Origin of the sequence: Corynebacterium gerontici (genome assembly GCF_003813985.1) — a bacterium.
In the GTDB taxonomy this organism is placed as follows: Bacteria; Actinomycetota; Actinomycetes; order Mycobacteriales; family Mycobacteriaceae; genus Corynebacterium; species Corynebacterium gerontici.
This window is the reverse complement of the sequence record NZ_CP033897.1, coordinates 1,687,023-1,704,466: the sequence shown is the minus strand read 5'-3', so window position 1 is coordinate 1,704,466 and position 17,444 is coordinate 1,687,023. Positions and strand designations below refer to the sequence as shown.

15 protein-coding genes are annotated in these 17,444 nt (G+C 60.2%); 10 read left to right on the top strand and 5 right to left on the bottom strand.

Annotated features, from left to right (window positions below; translation table 11 throughout):
* Both CGERO_RS07925 and CGERO_RS07920 read right to left on the bottom strand, forming a co-directional pair.
* The gene (locus CGERO_RS07925; RefSeq protein WP_123934849.1) at positions 1–1,131 is read right to left on the bottom strand and encodes a MalY/PatB family protein; all 1,131 of its coding nucleotides are present in this window, start codon (positions 1,129–1,131) and stop codon (positions 1–3) included.
* 75 nt (positions 1,132–1,206) lie between these two features.
* Positions 1,207–3,063, bottom strand: a complete 1,857-nt coding sequence (locus CGERO_RS07920) for an ABC transporter ATP-binding protein (RefSeq protein ID WP_123934847.1) — start codon at positions 3,061–3,063, stop codon at positions 1,207–1,209.
* A 245-nt stretch (positions 3,064–3,308) separates the two neighbouring features.
* Between CGERO_RS07920 and CGERO_RS07915 the strand changes: the two genes are divergently transcribed.
* From CGERO_RS07915 to idi, 4 genes are all read left to right on the top strand, one after another.
* The gene (locus tag CGERO_RS07915; protein WP_123934845.1) at positions 3,309–3,815 is read left to right on the top strand and encodes a hypothetical protein; all 507 of its coding nucleotides are present in this window, start codon (positions 3,309–3,311) and stop codon (positions 3,813–3,815) included.
* Between the two features lie 456 nt (positions 3,816–4,271).
* The gene (locus tag CGERO_RS07910) at positions 4,272–4,997 is read left to right on the top strand and encodes a hypothetical protein (protein ID WP_123934843.1); all 726 of its coding nucleotides are present in this window, start codon (positions 4,272–4,274) and stop codon (positions 4,995–4,997) included.
* 67 nt (positions 4,998–5,064) lie between these two features.
* The gene (locus CGERO_RS07905; protein WP_123934841.1) at positions 5,065–6,690 is read left to right on the top strand and encodes a hypothetical protein; all 1,626 of its coding nucleotides are present in this window, start codon (positions 5,065–5,067) and stop codon (positions 6,688–6,690) included.
* Between the two features lie 29 nt (positions 6,691–6,719).
* A complete protein-coding gene (gene idi, locus CGERO_RS07900) occupies positions 6,720–7,265 on the top strand; it encodes an isopentenyl-diphosphate Delta-isomerase (protein WP_123934839.1) in 546 nt (181 codons plus the stop codon).
* On the opposite strand, the gene CGERO_RS07895 is transcribed toward idi, so the two are convergent.
* On the bottom strand, positions 7,262–8,287 hold the full coding sequence (locus CGERO_RS07895; RefSeq protein ID WP_164470288.1) for a phosphotransferase: 1,026 nt from the start codon (positions 8,285–8,287) through the stop codon (positions 7,262–7,264). The two genes, idi and CGERO_RS07895, sit on opposite strands and share 4 nt — an antisense overlap.
* On the bottom strand, positions 8,284–9,588 hold the full coding sequence (locus tag CGERO_RS07890) for a carboxylesterase family protein (RefSeq protein WP_123934835.1): 1,305 nt from the start codon (positions 9,586–9,588) through the stop codon (positions 8,284–8,286). Before CGERO_RS07890 ends, CGERO_RS07895 begins: the two co-directional genes overlap by 4 nt.
* Before the next feature lie 125 nt (positions 9,589–9,713).
* Here CGERO_RS07890 and CGERO_RS07885 point away from each other — a divergent pair, with 125 nt between their 5' ends.
* Positions 9,714–9,989, top strand: a complete 276-nt coding sequence (locus CGERO_RS07885) for a hypothetical protein (RefSeq protein WP_123934833.1) — start codon at positions 9,714–9,716, stop codon at positions 9,987–9,989.
* Entirely contained in the window at positions 9,976–10,116 is a 141-nt protein-coding gene (locus CGERO_RS10690) for a hypothetical protein (protein ID WP_164470286.1), read from the top strand. The genes CGERO_RS07885 and CGERO_RS10690 overlap by 14 nt, the downstream gene beginning before the upstream one ends.
* 4 nt (positions 10,117–10,120) lie before the next feature.
* Here CGERO_RS10690 and malQ read toward each other — a convergent pair whose 3' ends face one another.
* Positions 10,121–12,295 carry a 4-alpha-glucanotransferase gene (malQ, locus tag CGERO_RS07880; RefSeq protein ID WP_164470319.1) on the bottom strand — a complete coding sequence of 725 codons (2,175 nt, stop codon included), beginning with the start codon at positions 12,293–12,295 and terminating at the stop codon, positions 10,121–10,123.
* 189 nt (positions 12,296–12,484) lie between these two features.
* Here malQ and CGERO_RS07875 point away from each other — a divergent pair, with 189 nt between their 5' ends.
* The 4 genes from CGERO_RS07875 to hrcA all read left to right on the top strand — a co-directional run bounded on the left by CGERO_RS07875 (position 12,485) and on the right by hrcA (position 17,334).
* Positions 12,485–14,314 (top strand): AMP-dependent synthetase/ligase, encoded by a 1,830-nt coding sequence (locus CGERO_RS07875; protein WP_123934831.1) that lies wholly within the window; start codon positions 12,485–12,487, stop codon positions 14,312–14,314.
* A gap of 171 nt (positions 14,315–14,485) precedes the next feature.
* Positions 14,486–15,166: a hypothetical protein gene (locus CGERO_RS07870; RefSeq protein WP_123934829.1), complete on the top strand. Its 681-nt coding sequence runs from the start codon at positions 14,486–14,488 to the stop codon at positions 15,164–15,166.
* Complete coding sequence (gene hemW / locus CGERO_RS07865) at positions 15,159–16,283, top strand: radical SAM family heme chaperone HemW (protein ID WP_245998811.1); 1,125 nt, start codon at positions 15,159–15,161, stop codon at positions 16,281–16,283. Before CGERO_RS07870 ends, hemW begins: the two co-directional genes overlap by 8 nt.
* Before the next feature lie 13 nt (positions 16,284–16,296).
* On the top strand, positions 16,297–17,334 hold the full coding sequence (hrcA, locus tag CGERO_RS07860) for a heat-inducible transcriptional repressor HrcA (protein WP_123936062.1): 1,038 nt from the start codon (positions 16,297–16,299) through the stop codon (positions 17,332–17,334).
* The last annotated feature ends 110 nt before the right edge of the window (positions 17,335–17,444 follow it).

Here is a 17,444-nt window from a genome sequence, read left to right as displayed (position 1 = left end):
TTACTCCCCGTTGTGTGCGGCGAGGGCGTTGGCCATGCGCTGCAAGGCTTCGTCGAGAAGCTCACGGGACGTGGCAAAGTTGAGGCGGGCGAAGCCTCGGCCGTTGTCGCCGAACATGGTGCCTTCGTTGAGTGCGACGCGGGCGTTGTTGAGGAAGAATTCGCCTGGCAGATCCAGGCCGCAGTCGCGGAAGTCGATCCACAGCAGGTAGGTGGCGTCGATGTTGCGCACCTTGGCGCCGGGAAGCATGCGGGGGATGGCTTCCATAAGGTAGTCGCGGTTGGAACGCAGATAGTCCAGCTCCTCATCGAGGAACTCCACGCCCTTAGCGTAAGCAGTTTCAGCGGCCAGCAGGCCAAGGGTGGACACACCATCTTTGGTTACGGGGCTTAAAGATTCCCAGTGGCGCACGTCTTCGGCGTTAGAGAAGATAATTTGCGCGCACTTCAGACCTGCGGTGTTCCATGCTTTCGAGGTGGCTGTGATGGTGATGCAGCGATTGGCGGCGGCCTCGGAGATGCTGGCGGCGGCCACGTGGGTGCCTTCGTAGACGAGGGGCGCGTGGATTTCGTCGACAAGCAAACGCACATTGTGGCGTTGCGCCAGCTCAACAATGCGCTCGAGCTGCTCGCGTGACCACGCAAATCCGAGGGGGTTGTGAGGATTGCACAGCAGCATCGCACCGGCCGCATTGAAGGCGCGGTCGAGCGCGTCGAAGTCGAGCCCCTCGGAGACGTCGATGAAGATGCCCTCGCGGCCGCACGCCTGGAGCACTTGATAGAAGGGCGGGTACGCGGGGGTGAGTACCACCACGGGCGAGCCGGGTTCGGTGAATTCGTTGATCCCCACGTAAAGGCCGCGCACCACGTCGGGCAGTGGGAAGATCCATTCGGGGCGGGCATCAAAGCTGTAGCGTTCGCGGTGGAAGTTCGCGCATGCTTGCTGAAGTCCCTCGGGCGAGGGCGGGTATCCGAAGCGTTCTTCCTCAACTGCGCGGCGCATCGCCTCGTGGATGGGCGGGCACGTGGAAAAATCGGACTCCGCAACCCACAGCGGAATCACGTCGCTGGAGTGTCTGCTCCACTTCATCGTGCCGCGCTTGCTCAACTGCTCATAACTCGGAAAATCCATAACCTCCAAGCGTAGCGAAGATCACCTTCTGCGGGCACAGCCAGCTTTTCGACGCCCACGCCCTCCCCAACACCGCTACGCCTGGAAGCCGAACGCCTTCAAGCGTTCGCGGCTGGTCTCGTTGGCGTTGGCGGTGAGTTCGAGCAGTTCCGCGTAGATGCCACCGGAGGCAGCGAGTTCGGATGGTGCGCCAATTTCGTCAATGCGGCCGTCCCTGAGGGTGACGATGGTGTCCACGTCGGCGATGGTGGAGAGGCGGTGGGCGATGATGATGGTGGTGCGTCCGACCATGAGTTCTTCAAGCCCGGCCTGCACCGCGATTTCGCTTTTCGTGTCGAGGGCGGAGGTGGCTTCGTCGAGCACGAGGATAGGGGCGTCTTTGAGCATGGCGCGTGCTACGGCTACGCGTTGCTTTTGTCCGCCGGAGAGACGCAGGCCGCGTTCGCCGATGACGGTGTCGTAGCCGTCGGGGAAGGTGGATATGAAGTCGTGGGCGTTGGCGCGTTTGGCTACGGCGATGATTTCTTCGTCGCTGGCGTCGGGGCGGGCGTAGGCGATGTTTTCGCGCACTGTGCCGGAGAAGAGGCTCGATTCCTGGAACACCACGCCGACGGAGGCTCGCAGTTCTTCGGCACTGATCTCAGCAATGTCGTGTCCGCACAGTTGCAGGCGGCCGCTGGTGGGGCGGTAGAGGCCGAGTAGGAGGTTGATCATGGTGGATTTGCCACCGCCGGATTCGCCCACGAGCGCGATTTTCTCGCCAGCGGACGCACGCATTGACACGTCTTTCAGCACAGGCTCGCCTTCGGAGTATTCGAAGTCGACGTGATCGAACACTACCGCGGGGGTTGCGCCTGCGGTGTCGGGGGCGCTGAGGGGAGCGACGTGGGCGTCGACAAGCTTTGGCACATCATTGGTGCCGGTGGCCGCGGCGATAGCGGGATTGACGGTGGCTTCGAGCTCGCGGTCCATCACCTTGAAATAGTCCTTGGACCCGGCGATGGCGCGTTGCGTGGTATCGACCACCCAGCTCATCATCGTCATAGGCATGCGTGCCATGTTCACTAGTTGGATGAGCAGCACCATGTCGCCGATGCTGAACTGGCCTTCGAGGGTGCGTATGAACAGCATGAGGTAGATGCCGAAGAAGATCACGTTCATAGACGCCCCGCGTAAGGTATCCATGAGGTGCCACCAGGAGGACTGTCGCTTGGTCAATTCGACCGTCGAGCGGAAGCGTCCGGCAAAGGTGGCGAGCTCGCGAACCTCGGCGACGAAGCTCTTTACCACTTTGACTTGGCTCACCACTTCTGCGAAGCGCCCGCCGGCGAGGTCGATTTCCTTATTCTTCTTGCCTTCAATTTTTTGCCAGCGCTTGGAGGTCAGCGACGTCAGCCACATATAGATAGGGATGATCACCGCGAGGAGCACCGCGAGCGGCCAGTAGTAACTCGCGGAAATGCCGAGCACCGCGACCATGGTGATGATCATGGGGAAGAAATTGTTCGCGATCGCCTGCAGCGCCTGCGTGATGGAAGTGATGGAGCGGTCAAGGCGCGCGATGATCGTGCCGGTAACTTGATCGTCGAAGTAGCGCTGCGGCATGCCCAGCAGTTTGGCGAAGTACCGGACCGATAGGATTTGTCGCAGCCGCGCGGCCATCACATCGCCGAAGTATCCGCCGACATTTGTGAAGAGCGTGTTCGCAAATTGTGCTGCCAGCAGCGCGACAGCAAGCCAGATGATGTGCGTGCGCACGTCCGCCGCCTGCACTTCGCCGGTGGTGGCGGCCACGATGGTGTCGGTGGCGTTCTTAATAATGAAAGGCGTGAGCAGCGCGAGCACCGACACCAGCACCGCATTGAACACCACGCCCAGGTAGTAGGGCCACAGCACCCAGGCTGAGCTGAGAATCTTGCCAATGGATCGCATTGCACTTCGCTTTCTGTTGCAGCTTGTCGACGTCCCACGCTCTCACCACCAGCGTCACCGAAGGGAGGGTGCGCGTGGGCGTCGAAAAGCGAACGTCGCTGGCGCCCCAAGGGTGGGCGTGAAATCAAAACCGGCTTATCTTTGCACACATCTCAACAAATGTCTTATCGAGATTGACGTCAATTCGAGCGTACGGGCTAGAGTTGCAGGTGTTGATGCACTCAAGGATCTGCGAGGGAAACGATTTGAACGCCACACGTTGGATGAAAGCCACATCCGCAGCAACGATGCTCGCACTCGCCCTGGCGGCGTGCGGCAACTCAGAATCGAGTGAACAGGCCGCCTCGATCAGCGCCAGCGCACACGCCACCCCCACCTTTGAGGCAAAAGAGGTTGATACCAAGCAGGTGGACGTCACCACCGACGCTCAACACGACGACGGTCTCAACATGACCGTGCGCCTGCAAAACGTCACGTACAACAATCAGGGCGGTGGCACCGTGATCTATGTGCTCGTCACCAACGACAATGACGCCGCCATGCCCGCCGGCGCCTTCGCCGATCCCACCCTCACCGTGGACGGCGAGAAAATTGACCGCATCGAGAACGGCACCGAGGACCTGGAACTGCCGCTGGAATCCCACGCCTCCACCAACCTTGCCTACGCCTTCGATGTTGCTTACGGCAACTTGAGCGACGCCGAATTCCAGATTGGCAACCTGAAGTACAAGGGCAACTTCAATAATCTCTGATTGCCCCTCGAATATGCGGGTCGTTTCCTCCTAAGGGACGACCCGCTTTTCAATGCGTGCGTCCGCTGAACCCTCCGGTTCAAGGAGAGTAACCGCGCGCCGAACAAAGTGTGAACACCAACGCAACTGTGCGGAAACGAAAATTGAATAGATCGTGAGCATTGCGGAAACTACTACCCCCAAAAGTAAGTTTCGGCGCTTGAGGGGAAGCGTTTTGGTCTACATCAATGAGGACAGGTTGCCAAACCGTCACTGATTGACAACCGGATTTCGGACAAGGATCAACTCCACATGGACTCATTGCAGACGCTGAATCACCGGCTGGGCGGGAGCACCCGGTTACCCCCGCCAAAAAAAGTCGGAACCTGCCATCCCCCGTATTACGTCTAATTCAAATAGCAGGGTTTCCGACCTTGCTGGCATTGAATCCGCCGACCCACGAAGGACCACCGCAACGTGAACAACCTTCAAGCTTTTCGACGTCCACCGTTCCCACAAGCAAACCGCCCCGGACGGGTGTTCGCGCTGTGCATCGCTTTGGCTGCAGCGCTCCTGCTGGCCGGGTGCAGGGCTGCCGGGAGTGTGGTGGGTGAGGGGGCGCTCGTTGCACAGGAGACAAAGGCGGTCAGGGGGGAATCCGAGCTGGACGCGTCTGGTTCGGATTCCGACCAACTATTCACATCGGATGGTACAAGGGTCTATCTCGGGGAAATCTTTGAACCCGATGTGAATAAGACTGACTTCTTTGACGTGTGCGGCCAGGTGCCCGAAGAGTTATTGAGGAAGTACGAATTGACGCCATCACCAGAGGAATGGTTGGGGAGTACCTCAAATCCCGGTGGTGGAGTGTCTGTCTGTGGTTATTTTGTTGGGGAAAAAGACGGCGACGGTGGGGTAGTGACTCTTATGTCCACACTGCAATCGAATGATGTCAAAGCATCGATGGCGCCAGAGGAAATTCATGGTGAATTTTTTCCTCTGTTGCCGGACGCTCGATACTTCGGAGCTCCCGGTTTTAGTTCATTATGCGAAGTTTCCATGGACACTTCGAGAGGACGAATTGCGGTAGGCGGTGGGTTTGGCATCGATAGTGAAGACAAATCCGGACAATGCCGGCGAAATGCGGAAATTCTGTATCAACTCATCGCTATTTCGAAAGGGGAATCAGTTGCTCAGTTTTAGTCGTTCGATAATAGACGCCGTGATATCGGAGCTGAAGAGCGTTTCGGTATCTGCGAATTCTGCTATTTTGACTTTTCAGTCTTCGCCAGCCCTAGCTACCTTTTCCACGGTTTCTGGCCTGGATCAACTGGGCGCGCAGCATGCGGGGGTGCTTGCGGGCGGTCCGGGTTCGGCTGCCAGCGTGGTGCGCTCTTTGATGGAGCAGGTGTCGTGGCTACAGAAGGCCTTGAGTGCTACGGTTTCGAGCCTGGATACTCAAAATAGTTTTGTGCAGCGTGCGATGGATGTGGCGGATGAGGGCGGTTATGTGGGGGATATGATCGCGCCGTTTCCGATGCGTCCGTTGCCAACCATTCCGGGTTTTTCCTTTGCGCCACCTGCGATGATCCCAGCGACGAGTGTTGCGCAGCTTGCTGCGCAGTTTTCGGCGACCAACGAGGCCGTCGGTCTAGATGGTGCGCGGCAGTGGACTCAGTTGGCGGGGATGGCAACGAGTGTGGCTTCGTCTTTAGAGTCGGTGGCTGCGCAAGTGGCGAGCAGTGCGCGCGGCGTTGCGTTTGATCGCGCTACGGCCAATATTTCGGAAGTCGCTGCAACAGCCGCGAATTTCGCGGCCAACTGTGAGGTGATGGCGACGAGCGTGACTCAGATGGTGGGGATTCACCAGCGGCACCTCCCGCAGGTTATGGCGGCGGAGGCGCAGGTGCAGGCGGCCCCTGATCCGCGTGCGAAGGTTGCGGCGGAGCAGGCAGCGTTGTCGCAGCTCAATGCGGCAATCGCCGCTGATCTCCCAACTGGCATTCCACCTATTCGAAGTCTGGTTTCTGCTTTGCCTGGTGGATTGTCCGGTGGAGCCGCAAGAACTGGCATGGGGTTGATCCCCGGAAAGGGGCGCCTGTCGACTGCCGGTTTGGGTGCCACTGGCGCACCAGTGCAAGCTCCTTCGGCGATGGGGGCGGGGGCTCAGTCGCCGGGTGGCAGCTTCGAGTCTGTGGCTGTTTCTGCTCAGGAGGCGGCACCGCAGGCAATGTCACAAGTGGCTACTCAGCAGGCGTCTCTTGCGCAGGGGCCGGGCCAGTTTGCTCAAACGGCCACGCAGGGTCCTGCAGGTGGCTCACCTGCTGGGTTCGGTGGATCGCAGGCAGGTGCGGGTGGATCGCAGCCGTCCTTCGCATCGCCGATCGGTGCGCAGCCGCTAGGTTCCGGTCTGGGGTCGCAATCAACTTCGGTCGCCTCAAATGCGCAGTCTGGCAGCACAACCACCAAAAATCCGGGATCACTTGGTGCGCTATCCGGCCTCAAAACTCCAAAATCAGCCCGTGAGTTTGGCGGTTCTTCGGCTGCGATGACTGGGGCACTCGCCGCTGGTGGCGCTGCTTTGGGGATGGGTGGCTTGGGTGGTGCTTCAGGCGCGGGATCGCCCGGGGCGCTAGGCTCGAAAGCCTCCGGTTTGGTTGCCGCCACGGGGGTTTCCGGCGGCGCGAATGCGGGCGGTGGGGCGTCGACAAGTGCAATGCGCGGAACCACCGGGGGCGTGGCACCGATGATGGGCGCGCATCCGCGGCAGGAGCGTCGCAGCAGCAAGGTGAAGAGCGTGACCAGCACATTAGAGAAGAACCACAACTTGCGCGAATTACTCGGCGAACAAGAACCGGTGGTGCCACGCATGATCGGTGCGTGGGTGAGGCAATAGCCACCAAGGTGCAGTGTTAGGATCCTCGCATGCAAGCAGAGGAAATGGTCGTACTCGCCGATGAACGCGGCAACCGCATCGGAACCGCTGAAAAGGCGAGCGTCCACACAAAATCCACGCCACTGCACCTGGCGTTTTCTTGCTACCTGCTCAACGACGCGGGCGAGTTGCTGATTACTCGTCGCGCGCTGTCCAAAGTTGCCTGGCCTGGCGTGTGGACGAATTCCGCTTGCGGACACCTCGCGCCGGGCGAAACCCATGTCCAAGCCCTTCAGCGCAGAGTGCCGTTCGAACTCGGCCTGTGCCCCAGCGAGCTTTTCGACGTCACCTGCGTCCTTCCCGACTTCCGCTACCGCGCGGTAGACGCGAGTGGCATCGTCGAGTGGGAAATCTGCCCCGTCTTCGTGGCGCGCACCAGCGCTGATGTTCAACCGGAGGCTGATGAGGTGGCCGAGTTTTCCTGGGTCGTGCCCGAGCAACTCGTCAATGCGGTCGACCAAGCGCCATTTGCATTCAGCCCCTGGATGGTTGAGCAACTCAGCCACCAGGACCTTCGCGCGGCGCTCATGAACTAGAACAGATCATCCGCACCACGCAGCGGCACCTTAACCCAATCGGGGCGGTGCCGCTTTTCGTATGCCACCTCGTAGCAGAAGCGGTCAATCAAGCAGGCGCGGAGGACCACATCGTCAATGCGTCCGTACGCACGTACTAGTTGCTCTGGATAGTCCAGGCCCGCGTAGTGGTAGGAGCGGATCAACCCGGCCACGTCATAAGCGGCAGGCATGAGTTTGGTGCGGGATTGGATGTCGACGTCGGGTTCGCCTTCGAAATCTACGAAGTACCACTGATCTGACCACAACACCTGGCCCAGATGGAGGTCGCCGTGAATGCGTTGGGTGCCGATCTCGCCGCTGAGCTGATCGTAGATGTGGTCAATGCGTTCGGCGAACGGCTGCAGTTCTTCTGCTTGCTGAATGAACCCGTGGGCGCGTGAGCGCAAGTGCGCTGCGAATTCCTCAGCCGCCATCGTGCCGGTGCTGAGGCCGCTGGCAAGATCCTGGTGGACGTCGGCGAGTGCGGAGCCCATCGCCCCGGCTTGCTCCTCCACGAGGCGATGATCTTCGGAGGTGGCGATTTTCCAGGCGTCGATTGCATTGGGGATGAGTTGGCTTGCGGCGGCGAGGGTGTATTCGTGGCCGTCGATAAGCATGCTGGCGTGTCCGCGGTATTCGGCAACGTGGGAATGCACCACTCGTGGCACTTCAACATCTGGGTGGGTGCCAGGGGCGATGGTGCGGTAGAACTTCCATACGGTGGCGTTCGGCTCGGTGGTGCGAAGTGAGGCGTTAGTTTGTTCACCGCGCAGTGGCTCCAGTTGGACGCTCGCATTGACGATTTTCTCGTTCACGCCGTGCAGCTCGACGCGGTGATCCTCCGCCCAAAGAGCAAGGAGCGCGGCGGCGTACTCGGGCTCTTTGAGCACGTCGCGTCCTGCTGTCTTGAGCGTTTGCTGGAAGGTGGCGTTGTGGGCGTCGCTGGTGGATAGTTCCCACTGTGCATCGGCGATGCTGGCGGAAAGTTGGGGAGGGGTCACGAGTAAAAGCCTTCTCGGAGGTGCGCGAATGGATCGTGCACAATTTGGGATTGTCCGGTGGTGATGTTGAGTTCTAGCACCTCGCGACTGCTTCGATAGGGCCGCCAGGTGGGGAGATTTCCTTGAAGGAAGGCATCGGTGATGCCTCGAACCTGCTGCACGGTGGCATCGGCGCGTTCGGCAATATATTCCCGAGCGTGATGGTCAGTTTGGGCTTCGGAGTTCAATACCCATGGAATGTCACTGCAATGCACGGCGGGCACGGCCTCGCTGCCTATGTAGTGCATGACCCAAGTGTTGCCGGGAGTGGAGGATGCGATGCGGTCTACCCAGCGTCGAATAGCTGAATCGCCGATGAGTTGGGCAAAGAATCGCGTGGTGTTCGTGGTTGCGTCGAGGTAGCGGGCGTTCGCATTGAAGTGGTTGGCAAGCAGCGGTCGAAGTGATCGGGGGAGCCAATGGTCAATGCGTGCGGTGGTGGTGGATGCGTACCATTCTTCGCGTGTGCAGGAAATGATGATGGGGATGTCGGCGAGCTCTTGGCCGTCGAGTCCCACGGGGCCGAGTGCTAGGTCCGTTTGAATGAATTTTCGGTATTTACGGTAGCCGCGCGCAAGTTTTTGTGGAGAAAGATTCTTGAGTGATGACCGCGTGATGCCGCGCCCCAATGCGAAGCGGGCGAGGCCTTTGCGTTGGTAGAAGTCGGTGCGGGCGAAGGCGGGGGAGAGCGCCATGACGCGCCGGAAGGTGCCTTTGAAATGGTCGCGGCGGGCAAGCCATAGTGCGATGGTTGCGCCGGCGGATTGGCCTATGAGGGTGACGTTGGTTGGGTCGCCGCCGAAGTCTTCGATGTTGCGTTGGATCCAATCCAGGGCGACTTGGCAGTCGCTAATGCCCCGATAGAAGTCGGGTTGTTCGTCGTGAAATCGTACAAAGCCGGGGAATTGCAGCCGGTAGTCGATGCTCACCATTATCACGCGTTGCTTCGCTAGCCCATCGCCACCAAACCAATGCTCGTTTCTGCTGCCGTTTTCGAAGCCTCCGCCGTGGATGAGCGCCACGACGGGCATGTCTTCACCCTGGGTGGTGTCGGCTGGCGTGGTGACGCGGAGCAATAGCGGGGATTGTTCCGGATTGCCGATGTGCTGCGATGGTTGTGTGCGCAGTGCTGATTCGGCAAAGAGGTCACTGGCGCTGGCGTACACGATGTGGTCGAATGTGGCCACATCCCCCGCGCTTTTGCCGTGGAATTGGCCACTTAAGCTAGTGCAGGGCGAAGTTGGGGTGCTCACCTGCTTCATGCTACCGCTCCACGGTGGACGCGATAGACTGGCGCCACTGGAAGAGTTCTCAAGCACTAAAACCCCAAAACAGCAAACAGCAAAACGACAACGCAGTACGCCCAAGGAAAGAAAGGGAGGCGCGCATGGCCGATTGGTTCACGGACCTCGGTGATGCGGTGGCGCAATTTCTCACCACCTCTCCGCTGTGGCTGCAGGCCCCCTTGGTGATCATTGTGGCCGTACCCATGTGTGCGCTGCTGGCGATGTTGTGGTTGCGCGCTGTGGATCGCTGTGGCGCGCTGCTTGCCCGGGGTGGTGCGCGGGCGCGCCAGCGGGCACAGGCTAAGGTATCTCTGGAGCGAATGACGAGCCCGAAGCCCGAGGAAGAAAGAGCGTCTGCGAATAATGGCAAACCCTGAAGATCTGCGGAAGCAGGATCAGCAACGCGCGAAGAGCCAACGCAAGTACCCGCAGTCGCGTGTGCGTCAGGCTTTGTACCTGCTGCTCGCGCTGATGGTGCTCGCGTGGCTCATTTCCACCATGTAGTGGGCTAGCCCCGCTTCGAAGCCTCCGCTACCCGCTTGTATAGATCAAGCTCGCGGAGCTGTTCAATCAAAACGGGTGTTCCTTCACCATCGCACAGCGGGATGCACCAGTTCGGGTATTGATCTTTGGTGGTTCCTGGCTGATTTTGGGCGCGCACGTCGCCAGTCATATCCACAAGCGATACGCATGTCAGCACCGATGGTGTGTGCGCAATGAATCGGCAGAGCGCCGGAATGAGCTGATCCACGCTGCCGCGTTCTTCACGCGCCACGCCGTGGAAGTGTTCCACGGGCTTGCCTTCAGGAAAACCGCCTTGTTCTGCAACGCGTTCCAGGACGTCTGCTTGCCACTGAAGGTCTGCGGCATGTTCTTCCTCAACGTCGCTTTCGAGTAGTCCAAGGCGTTCGCGCAGATCGATGTGCTCGCCTTGAAGGTATCCAGCGGTGGGTGGCAGGTCGTGAGTATTGACGGAAGTGAGCGCCAGTTGCCGGTAGTGCTCTTGACGCAGCGGCTTGTCCTCCCAGTCGTGCTCGAACCACACGATGGTGGTTCCCATGACGCCTCGTTCGGCGAGGTACTCCTGCACCCATGGTTCGAATGTTCCTAGATCCTCGCCGATCACGATGGCACCGGCACGCTGGGCTTCGAGTGCCAAGATGCCGATGAGCGCCTCATGGTCATAGCGGACGTAGGTGCCGGTTGAAGGCGATTGTCCGCGTGGAATCCAGAACAGGCGGAACAGCCCGAGGATGTGGTCGATGCGGATGCCGCCGGAGTGGCGCAATACGGTGCGCAGCAGGTCGCGCCAGGGAATGTACCCGGCTTCTGCCAAGCGTTCGGGGTGCCACGGCGGTTGCGCCCAGTCCTGGCCCTGTTGGTTATATGCGTCTGGTGGTGCCCCAACGGATGCTTTCTGCACCAGCGTCTCGCGGAGGTTTTGGGCATCGGCACCGCCTGGATGAATGCCCACGGCGAGGTCGGCCATGATGCCGATACGCATGCCAGCGTCGGTTGCGGCGGATTGCGCGGCGGCGAGCTGCTGGTCGCAGATCCATTGCAGCCACATGTAGAACTCGGCAAGTTCATCCACGTCGGGTTCGATGGCGTGGTGTCCATCAACGCCGAGTTCGGAAATTTCCTGTGCCGCGCACCACTGGGCAAAGTTGTGCAGCCCTTCACCTTCGCCGGCGATGAAGTCGCGGAAGTCTTGTTCACGGGCTTGATCGCGCCCGGCGGCAAAGATTTCACGCAATACCTGCAACTTGGTGGCGTAGGTGTCATTGCGTTGGATTTGCTCACCGCTGTGGTTGCGCTGCTGGAAGTCGGCTGCGATCGCATCGATTTCGCTGCGGGTGTCGTCGTCAAGCAAAAGCAATTCTGGGATTGCGGCAATGTCGATGTAGAGGGGGTGAGTGAAGCGACGTGAGGTGGGCAAATAGGGGGAGTCCTCGGTGGGAGGGAAGGGCTCGGCGGCGTGGAGCGGGTTGATGAGCAGGAAATCGAAATCGTCTTGTGCCACGGTATGGGCGAGCGCGCCGAGATCGCTGAAGTCGCCCATACCCCAGGAGTTGTTGCTGCGCACCGAATACAGTTGCGCCATCACGCCAGCCGCCGGCTGCTCCAAGAAGGCGTCCGCTGTGTTGATGCGGTGCGGTGTCACAATCAGGAAACAACTGGCGGTGAGGTTATCGGATTCTAGGGTGAGGGTGTGCCAGCCGAGCGGCAGATCGCCAGGGAGTTCGAAGGACGCCTCGCCCCAGCGTACCCCGTCGATTTCGCGGGGTTGGGTCCAGTTTTCCACTTGGGCAGGCTCGCGTACTTGGCCGTCTTCCAAGGTGATGGACATTGTTGCCGAAGCCCCATCGTGGACGTGGACGTGCACCACATACGGGTAGCCTTCTGTTGCAACTACGCAGGGTGGTAGGGGGCGCGCGAATAATTCGTCCTGCCGTTGTTGTAGCGCGGCTTCCAATGCCTCAAAGCTTGGGTTTTCCGCGTGCACAGGCAGTTCGCCTTCCAAGGATTCTTGCGGTTCGTTGCCGAAGCGCACACCGAGAGATCGAAGTGTTTTGAGCAGGGTGTCTTCGCTGACTTCTACTCGTTGATCAGCGGAATCCTGGTACCACCAGGCCACGTTGTAGGCATCGGCGAGGGCTCGTAGCGCGTCCATGTAACTCACAACGCACCATTGTGCCACGTCCTTGCATGAATCAAGCTTTTCGACGCCCACGCCACCCAACCCCAGTGTGTCCGCCGACACAAAACCGAAAAAGCGGTACGCTCGAATTGAAAACGCCATCCCCCTCGCAGTGCTTGTGCAGGCGGGGCGTGGGACGTCGATAAGCGAAAAATCATCAAAGGAGACCCCGTGCAGGAAGTGAGCACCAAAGCCGAGTACACGGTAGGCGAGCATGACACGTGCCTGACCGCCCTCATGACCACCGCCAAGGCGCGTCCCTATGGCGTGATATTCACTCGGCCCAAGAACTATGAGTGGGTCAATGTCACTGCCGCTGAATTCATCAACGAGGTCTTCGAGGTTGCCAAGGGCTTCATTAACGCAGGCGTGCAGCAGGGCGACAGGATCGCGCTGTTGTCCTCCACCCGTTATGAATGGGCGCTGTTAGACTTCGCCATCTGGGCCGCAGGTGCGGTGAGCGTGCCAATCTACGATTCCTCCTCCCTCAAGCAGATCGAGTGGATCATCGAGGACTCCGGTGCGGTGTTCGCCATTACCGAAACCCGCGATCACACCGAGCTCATGAGCCACCTGGTGCTGCAAGAAGATGGCGAGCCCGCCCTGAAGGGATCCCCCTCCCAACTGCGTCGCATCCTCGAAATCAATGCATCCGCTATTGAGACGCTCAAGTTTGAAGGCCGCACCGTAGACTCCACGGAGGTAGACGCGCGCATTGCAAACACACGCTCCAGCGATCTCGCCTCATTGGTCTACACCTCGGGAACCACCGGCCGGCCCAAGGGCTGCCGCCTGACCCACGCCAACTGGCTTTCAGAGGCGCAAGCGCTGCTCACCAACTCTATTGGTCACATCGCGGTGCCCGGCACCCGAGTGCTCACATTCCTGCCCATGGCGCACGTGTTGGCGCGTGCCGTGGCGCTCGCGGTGGCCATCGGCGGGGCTACGCAGTCGCACTGGTCCGACTTTTCCACCATCGCCATGGAATTCCAACGTGCGCGTCCCAACATGATCCTGGGCGTGCCGCGCGTGTTTGAGAAGGTGCGCAACTCCGCGGCCGCCAACGCGAACTCCGCCGGGCCGCTCAAGGCGGCGATGTTCAAGCAGGCAGAGCAGGTGGCGCAGGAATACTCGCGCGCCCTCGATACCGCCGAGGGGCCCTCGCGGGCACTGCAGCTCAAGCACAAGACCTTTGACAAGTTGGTGTATTCCAAGATCCGCGCCGCCATGGGCTCCGCGGTGAAATACTGCATCTCCGGTGGCTCCGCCATGAGCACCGACCTCTTGCACTTTTACCGAGGCATCGGCGTGCCCGTGTACGAAGGCTACGGCCTCACCGAAACCTGCGCCGCCGCCACCGTCTCCTACGACGATCAGAAGATCGGCACCGTGGGCCTGCCCGTTGGCGGCACCAGCATCAAGATCAACGATGTGGGCGAGATCCTTGTGAAGGGCAACATCCTCTTCGATGGCTACTGGAAGAACGAGGAGGCCACCAAGGAATCAATGGAAGGTGAATGGTTCAACACCGGCGACTTGGGCGAACTGCTCGATTCCGGCCACCTGATGATCACCGGCCGCAAGAAGGAGCTCATCGTCACCGCCGGCGGCAAGAATGTGTCCCCGGCGCCGATGGAAGACGCCATCCGCGCGCACCCGCTCATTTCCCAGGCGATGGTGGTGGGCGACGGGAAGCCCTTCATTGGCCTGTTGGTCACTTTGGACGAAGAAGCGCTGCGCCGCTGGAAGCTCAACCGGAACATCCCCGATTCCAAGACGGTGCGCGATCTCAGCGACGATCCTTTCCTGCGCGCCGAGGTTCAAGACGCGGTGAACTCCGCGAACTCCATGGTCTCGCACGCTGAGTCCATCAAGAAGTTCGTGATCCTCGACCGTGATCTCACCGAGGAAGACGACGAGCTCACCCCGACGATGAAGGTCAAGCGCAACGTTGTGACCCGTCGCTACTCAGACGCCATCGACCGTCTCTACCAGCGCTAATATTGTTTCCGCCGCGCCTGCTCGCCTGCTTCCTCACCCTTGAGGCGGGCGAGTTTTCGCGTTGCTGGGCGTGGCGCACGCGCTCGGCTCGATCCAAGCTTTAAGGTTGCTTGCAGCGCTTCCCTCGCGCTCAATTTTTTGATGATCTTCTCTATTGAAAGGGCCACGCGGATGCAGGTTAACGATGCCACCTTGCGGCACCGTGAGCTCACGCAAGAACTTTTCAACATCGGCGATGAGATGGCCACCTACATTGAGAACATCATCGAATCCATCCGCGACTGGGATCTTGAGCTTGTCGACGACTGCGTGGCCGAATTTGAACAGATCGCTGCGGACGCACGCAATGACGCTCGGACCGTCACCGCAGAACTGCTGGGGCTGCGGCAGGCGCTGGTGTCCGGTGTGGCCTCGGGGCATGTTTCGCAGCCACAGCCTCAGCAACAGCAGGTCTCAACACCTACGGCTCTGAGCGCGAAAGCACTTCGATCTGCCTACCCCATCCAGCAATCCCCGGTAGTGGTGCGCGAACTCACCTCGTCCCTGGACGCGAGGGCAGAGGAGACGCTGATCAATCTTGAGCACACTGTGGAATGGGTGCTTGCCGAAACTGAACGCGGGGCTCGTGATTTGCAAGCACTGAACCTTTCGCGCCTGTATGTCCGAGCGCACGCGGTGGTGTCGCAGACGGTGGAGGCGTGGCGTGAGGCCGTCGCCCTCGAACACCCCGGCTATGCCCGCACTATGCGCGGTGCGCACCCGCCACAATTCCTTTCCGAGCGCGCTCGCATTGACGCTGTGCTCGCACGCGTTGCTGCCAAATTGAATGGCGCGGGTGCGTCGGTTGGCTAGTCAGCCCTTCGGCCTGTACGTGCATGTGCCTTTTTGTGCCTCGCGTTGTGGCTACTGCGATTTCAACACCTATACGCCCGGCGAATTGGGCACGAGTTCTTCGCCTGCTGAATACCTCGATGCTCTGGAGCGTGAGCTCGCCTTGGCTGAAACCGAGCCGGTGAGCAGCATCTTTATCGGCGGCGGCACGCCTTCTATGCTGGGTGCCCAAGGCTTGATCCGGATTTTACGCGCCATTGAGCGCGAAGTGGGGATCCAGACGGGGGCGGAAATCACCACCGAATCTAACCCGGAGTCCACCTCCCCGGAGTTTTTTGCGCAACTGCGCGACGCCGGGTACACAAGGATCTCCTTAGGCATGCAATCTGCAAGCTCGAAGGTATTGCAGATTTTGGGCCGCCAGCACACTCCGGGGCGCGCGTTCGACGCCGCCCGCGAGGCCCTTGCGGCGGGTTTCGAACACGTCAATCTGGACATGATCTACGGGACGCCCTTCGAACGCGATGCTGACGTGGACCGCACGCTGGACGAGGTTCTCGCAACGGGCGTGGATCACGTGAGTGCGTATTCGCTCATCGTCGAAGACGGCACCGCGATGGCGAGGAAAGTTCGCAAAGGTGAATTGCCAGAGCCCGACGAGGACACCTACGCCAACCGCTACCAGATGATTGATGAGCGCCTCCGCAGCGAGGGCTTTGACTGGTACGAGGTATCCAATTGGGCAAAGCCCGGAGGTCAGTGCGAACACAACTTGCTGTATTGGCGCGACGGCAACTGGTGGGGCGCGGGCCCCGGTGCGCATTCGCACATCGACGACCAGCGATTCTTCAACGTCAAGCATCCGGCCAAATACGCCACCATGCTTCAAGGCGGGCACCTGCCCGTTCAGGAACGCGAGCAGCTATCAGCACAGCAGCGCCACGAGGAGCGAGTAATGCTGGGGCTGCGCATCGCAGAAGGATTGCCCCTGGGAGAGTTTTCGGTTCAAGAGCGTGAAGTTGTGGAGCGCTACCGGGGGATGGGGCTCGTGGTCGTGGGCGAGCAAGTGCGCATCAGCGAGTCTGGGCGGCTGTTGGCAGACGGGATCATCGCGGATATCCTCGCAGCAGGAGCATAAAAGGAGGGCAATGATGAGCAGTAGCACCGCGCAAAGACGCACCAAAGTGCTGCACGCAATCGTCGCCGACTACATTGCACGCCAAGATCCCGTCGGCTCGAAAGCACTGCTTGAGCGACACAACCTCAAGGTGTCCTCGGCTACTATCCGCAACGATATGGCCGCGCTGGAAGCCGAGGGCTACATCGTGCAGCAGCACGCGAGTTCCGGGCGGATTCCCACCGAGCGTGCCTACCGCGAGTTCGTGGACTCCATTCACACTGTCAAGCCACTGTCCCAAGCAGAGCGCACCGCCATCGTGAGTTTTCTTGAAGGGGGAGTGGACCTTGAAGATGTGCTGCACCGCAGTGTGCGCCTGCTGTCCCAGCTCACCCGCCAGGCAGCGGTGGTGCAATTGCCGAATCTGGCGGTGGCGCACGTGAAGCATCTCGAGGTGGTGGCGCTCAGCCCGCTGCGTCTGTTGCTGGTGCTCATCACGGATACGGGGCGGGTGGATCAACGCAACGTTGAGCTGGATCATCCCTGCAACGAAGAACATGTGGCGAAGCTGCGTGATGTGCTGAACCAAGCCCTTGCTGGGCGCACGCTTGCCGACGCCTCCGTGGCGCTTTCCCAGCTCGCGGACCCACAAGGGCAACAGCAACGCCTCGACCCCGAGATCCATATGTTTGCGCTGCGCTGCATCACCGTGCTCATCGAGACGCTGCTGGAACAACCGAACGACAAGATCATCGTCGCCGGTGCCTCTCAATTGGCAAAGGCCACGCAGCACCTCTCGCATGAACTGCTGGAGGCGTTGGAGGAACAGGTGGTGGTGCTCCGTCTGCTGGCGAACGCTCAGGAACTGGGGCAGGTGCAGGTTCATATTGGGCAGGAAGATTCCGATGCCGGCTTGCCGGGAGCGTCGGTGGTGAGCACTGGTTATGGTGCCCAGGGCGCCACCTTTGGTGGCATGGCGGTGGTGGGGCCAACCTTTATGGACTATTCGGGAACAATGTCGAAGGTCCATGCTGTTGCTCAGTACGTATCGCGCGTGATCGGTGGCGAATAGTTCCTCCCACTTGGCGTGCAGGGGACCGTGGCGGAATGCGCTCAGGAAGCGGGTAGTATGATCATCTCGCTTTCAATTTGTCCCGAGCGTTGCCAAGCGCTTTACATTGC

What these genes read in the sequence shown, in the direction of transcription:
- CGERO_RS07890 (WP_123934835.1), bottom strand. Translation starts at nt 9,588, where the DNA reads ATGAAGCAGGTGAGCACCCCAACTTCGCCCTGCACTAGCTTAAGTGGC.
- CGERO_RS07885 (WP_123934833.1), top strand. Translation starts at nt 9,714, where the DNA reads ATGGCCGATTGGTTCACGGACCTCGGTGATGCGGTGGCGCAATTTCTC.
- idi (WP_123934839.1), top strand. Translation starts at nt 6,720, where the DNA reads ATGCAAGCAGAGGAAATGGTCGTACTCGCCGATGAACGCGGCAACCGC.
- hrcA (WP_123936062.1), top strand. Translation starts at nt 16,297, where the DNA reads ATGAGCAGTAGCACCGCGCAAAGACGCACCAAAGTGCTGCACGCAATC.
- CGERO_RS07870 (WP_123934829.1), top strand. Translation starts at nt 14,486, where the DNA reads ATGCAGGTTAACGATGCCACCTTGCGGCACCGTGAGCTCACGCAAGAA.
- CGERO_RS07925 (WP_123934849.1), bottom strand. Translation starts at nt 1,131, where the DNA reads ATGGATTTTCCGAGTTATGAGCAGTTGAGCAAGCGCGGCACGATGAAG.
- CGERO_RS10690 (WP_164470286.1), top strand. Translation starts at nt 9,976, where the DNA reads ATGGCAAACCCTGAAGATCTGCGGAAGCAGGATCAGCAACGCGCGAAG.
- CGERO_RS07920 (WP_123934847.1), bottom strand. Translation starts at nt 3,063, where the DNA reads ATGCGATCCATTGGCAAGATTCTCAGCTCAGCCTGGGTGCTGTGGCCC.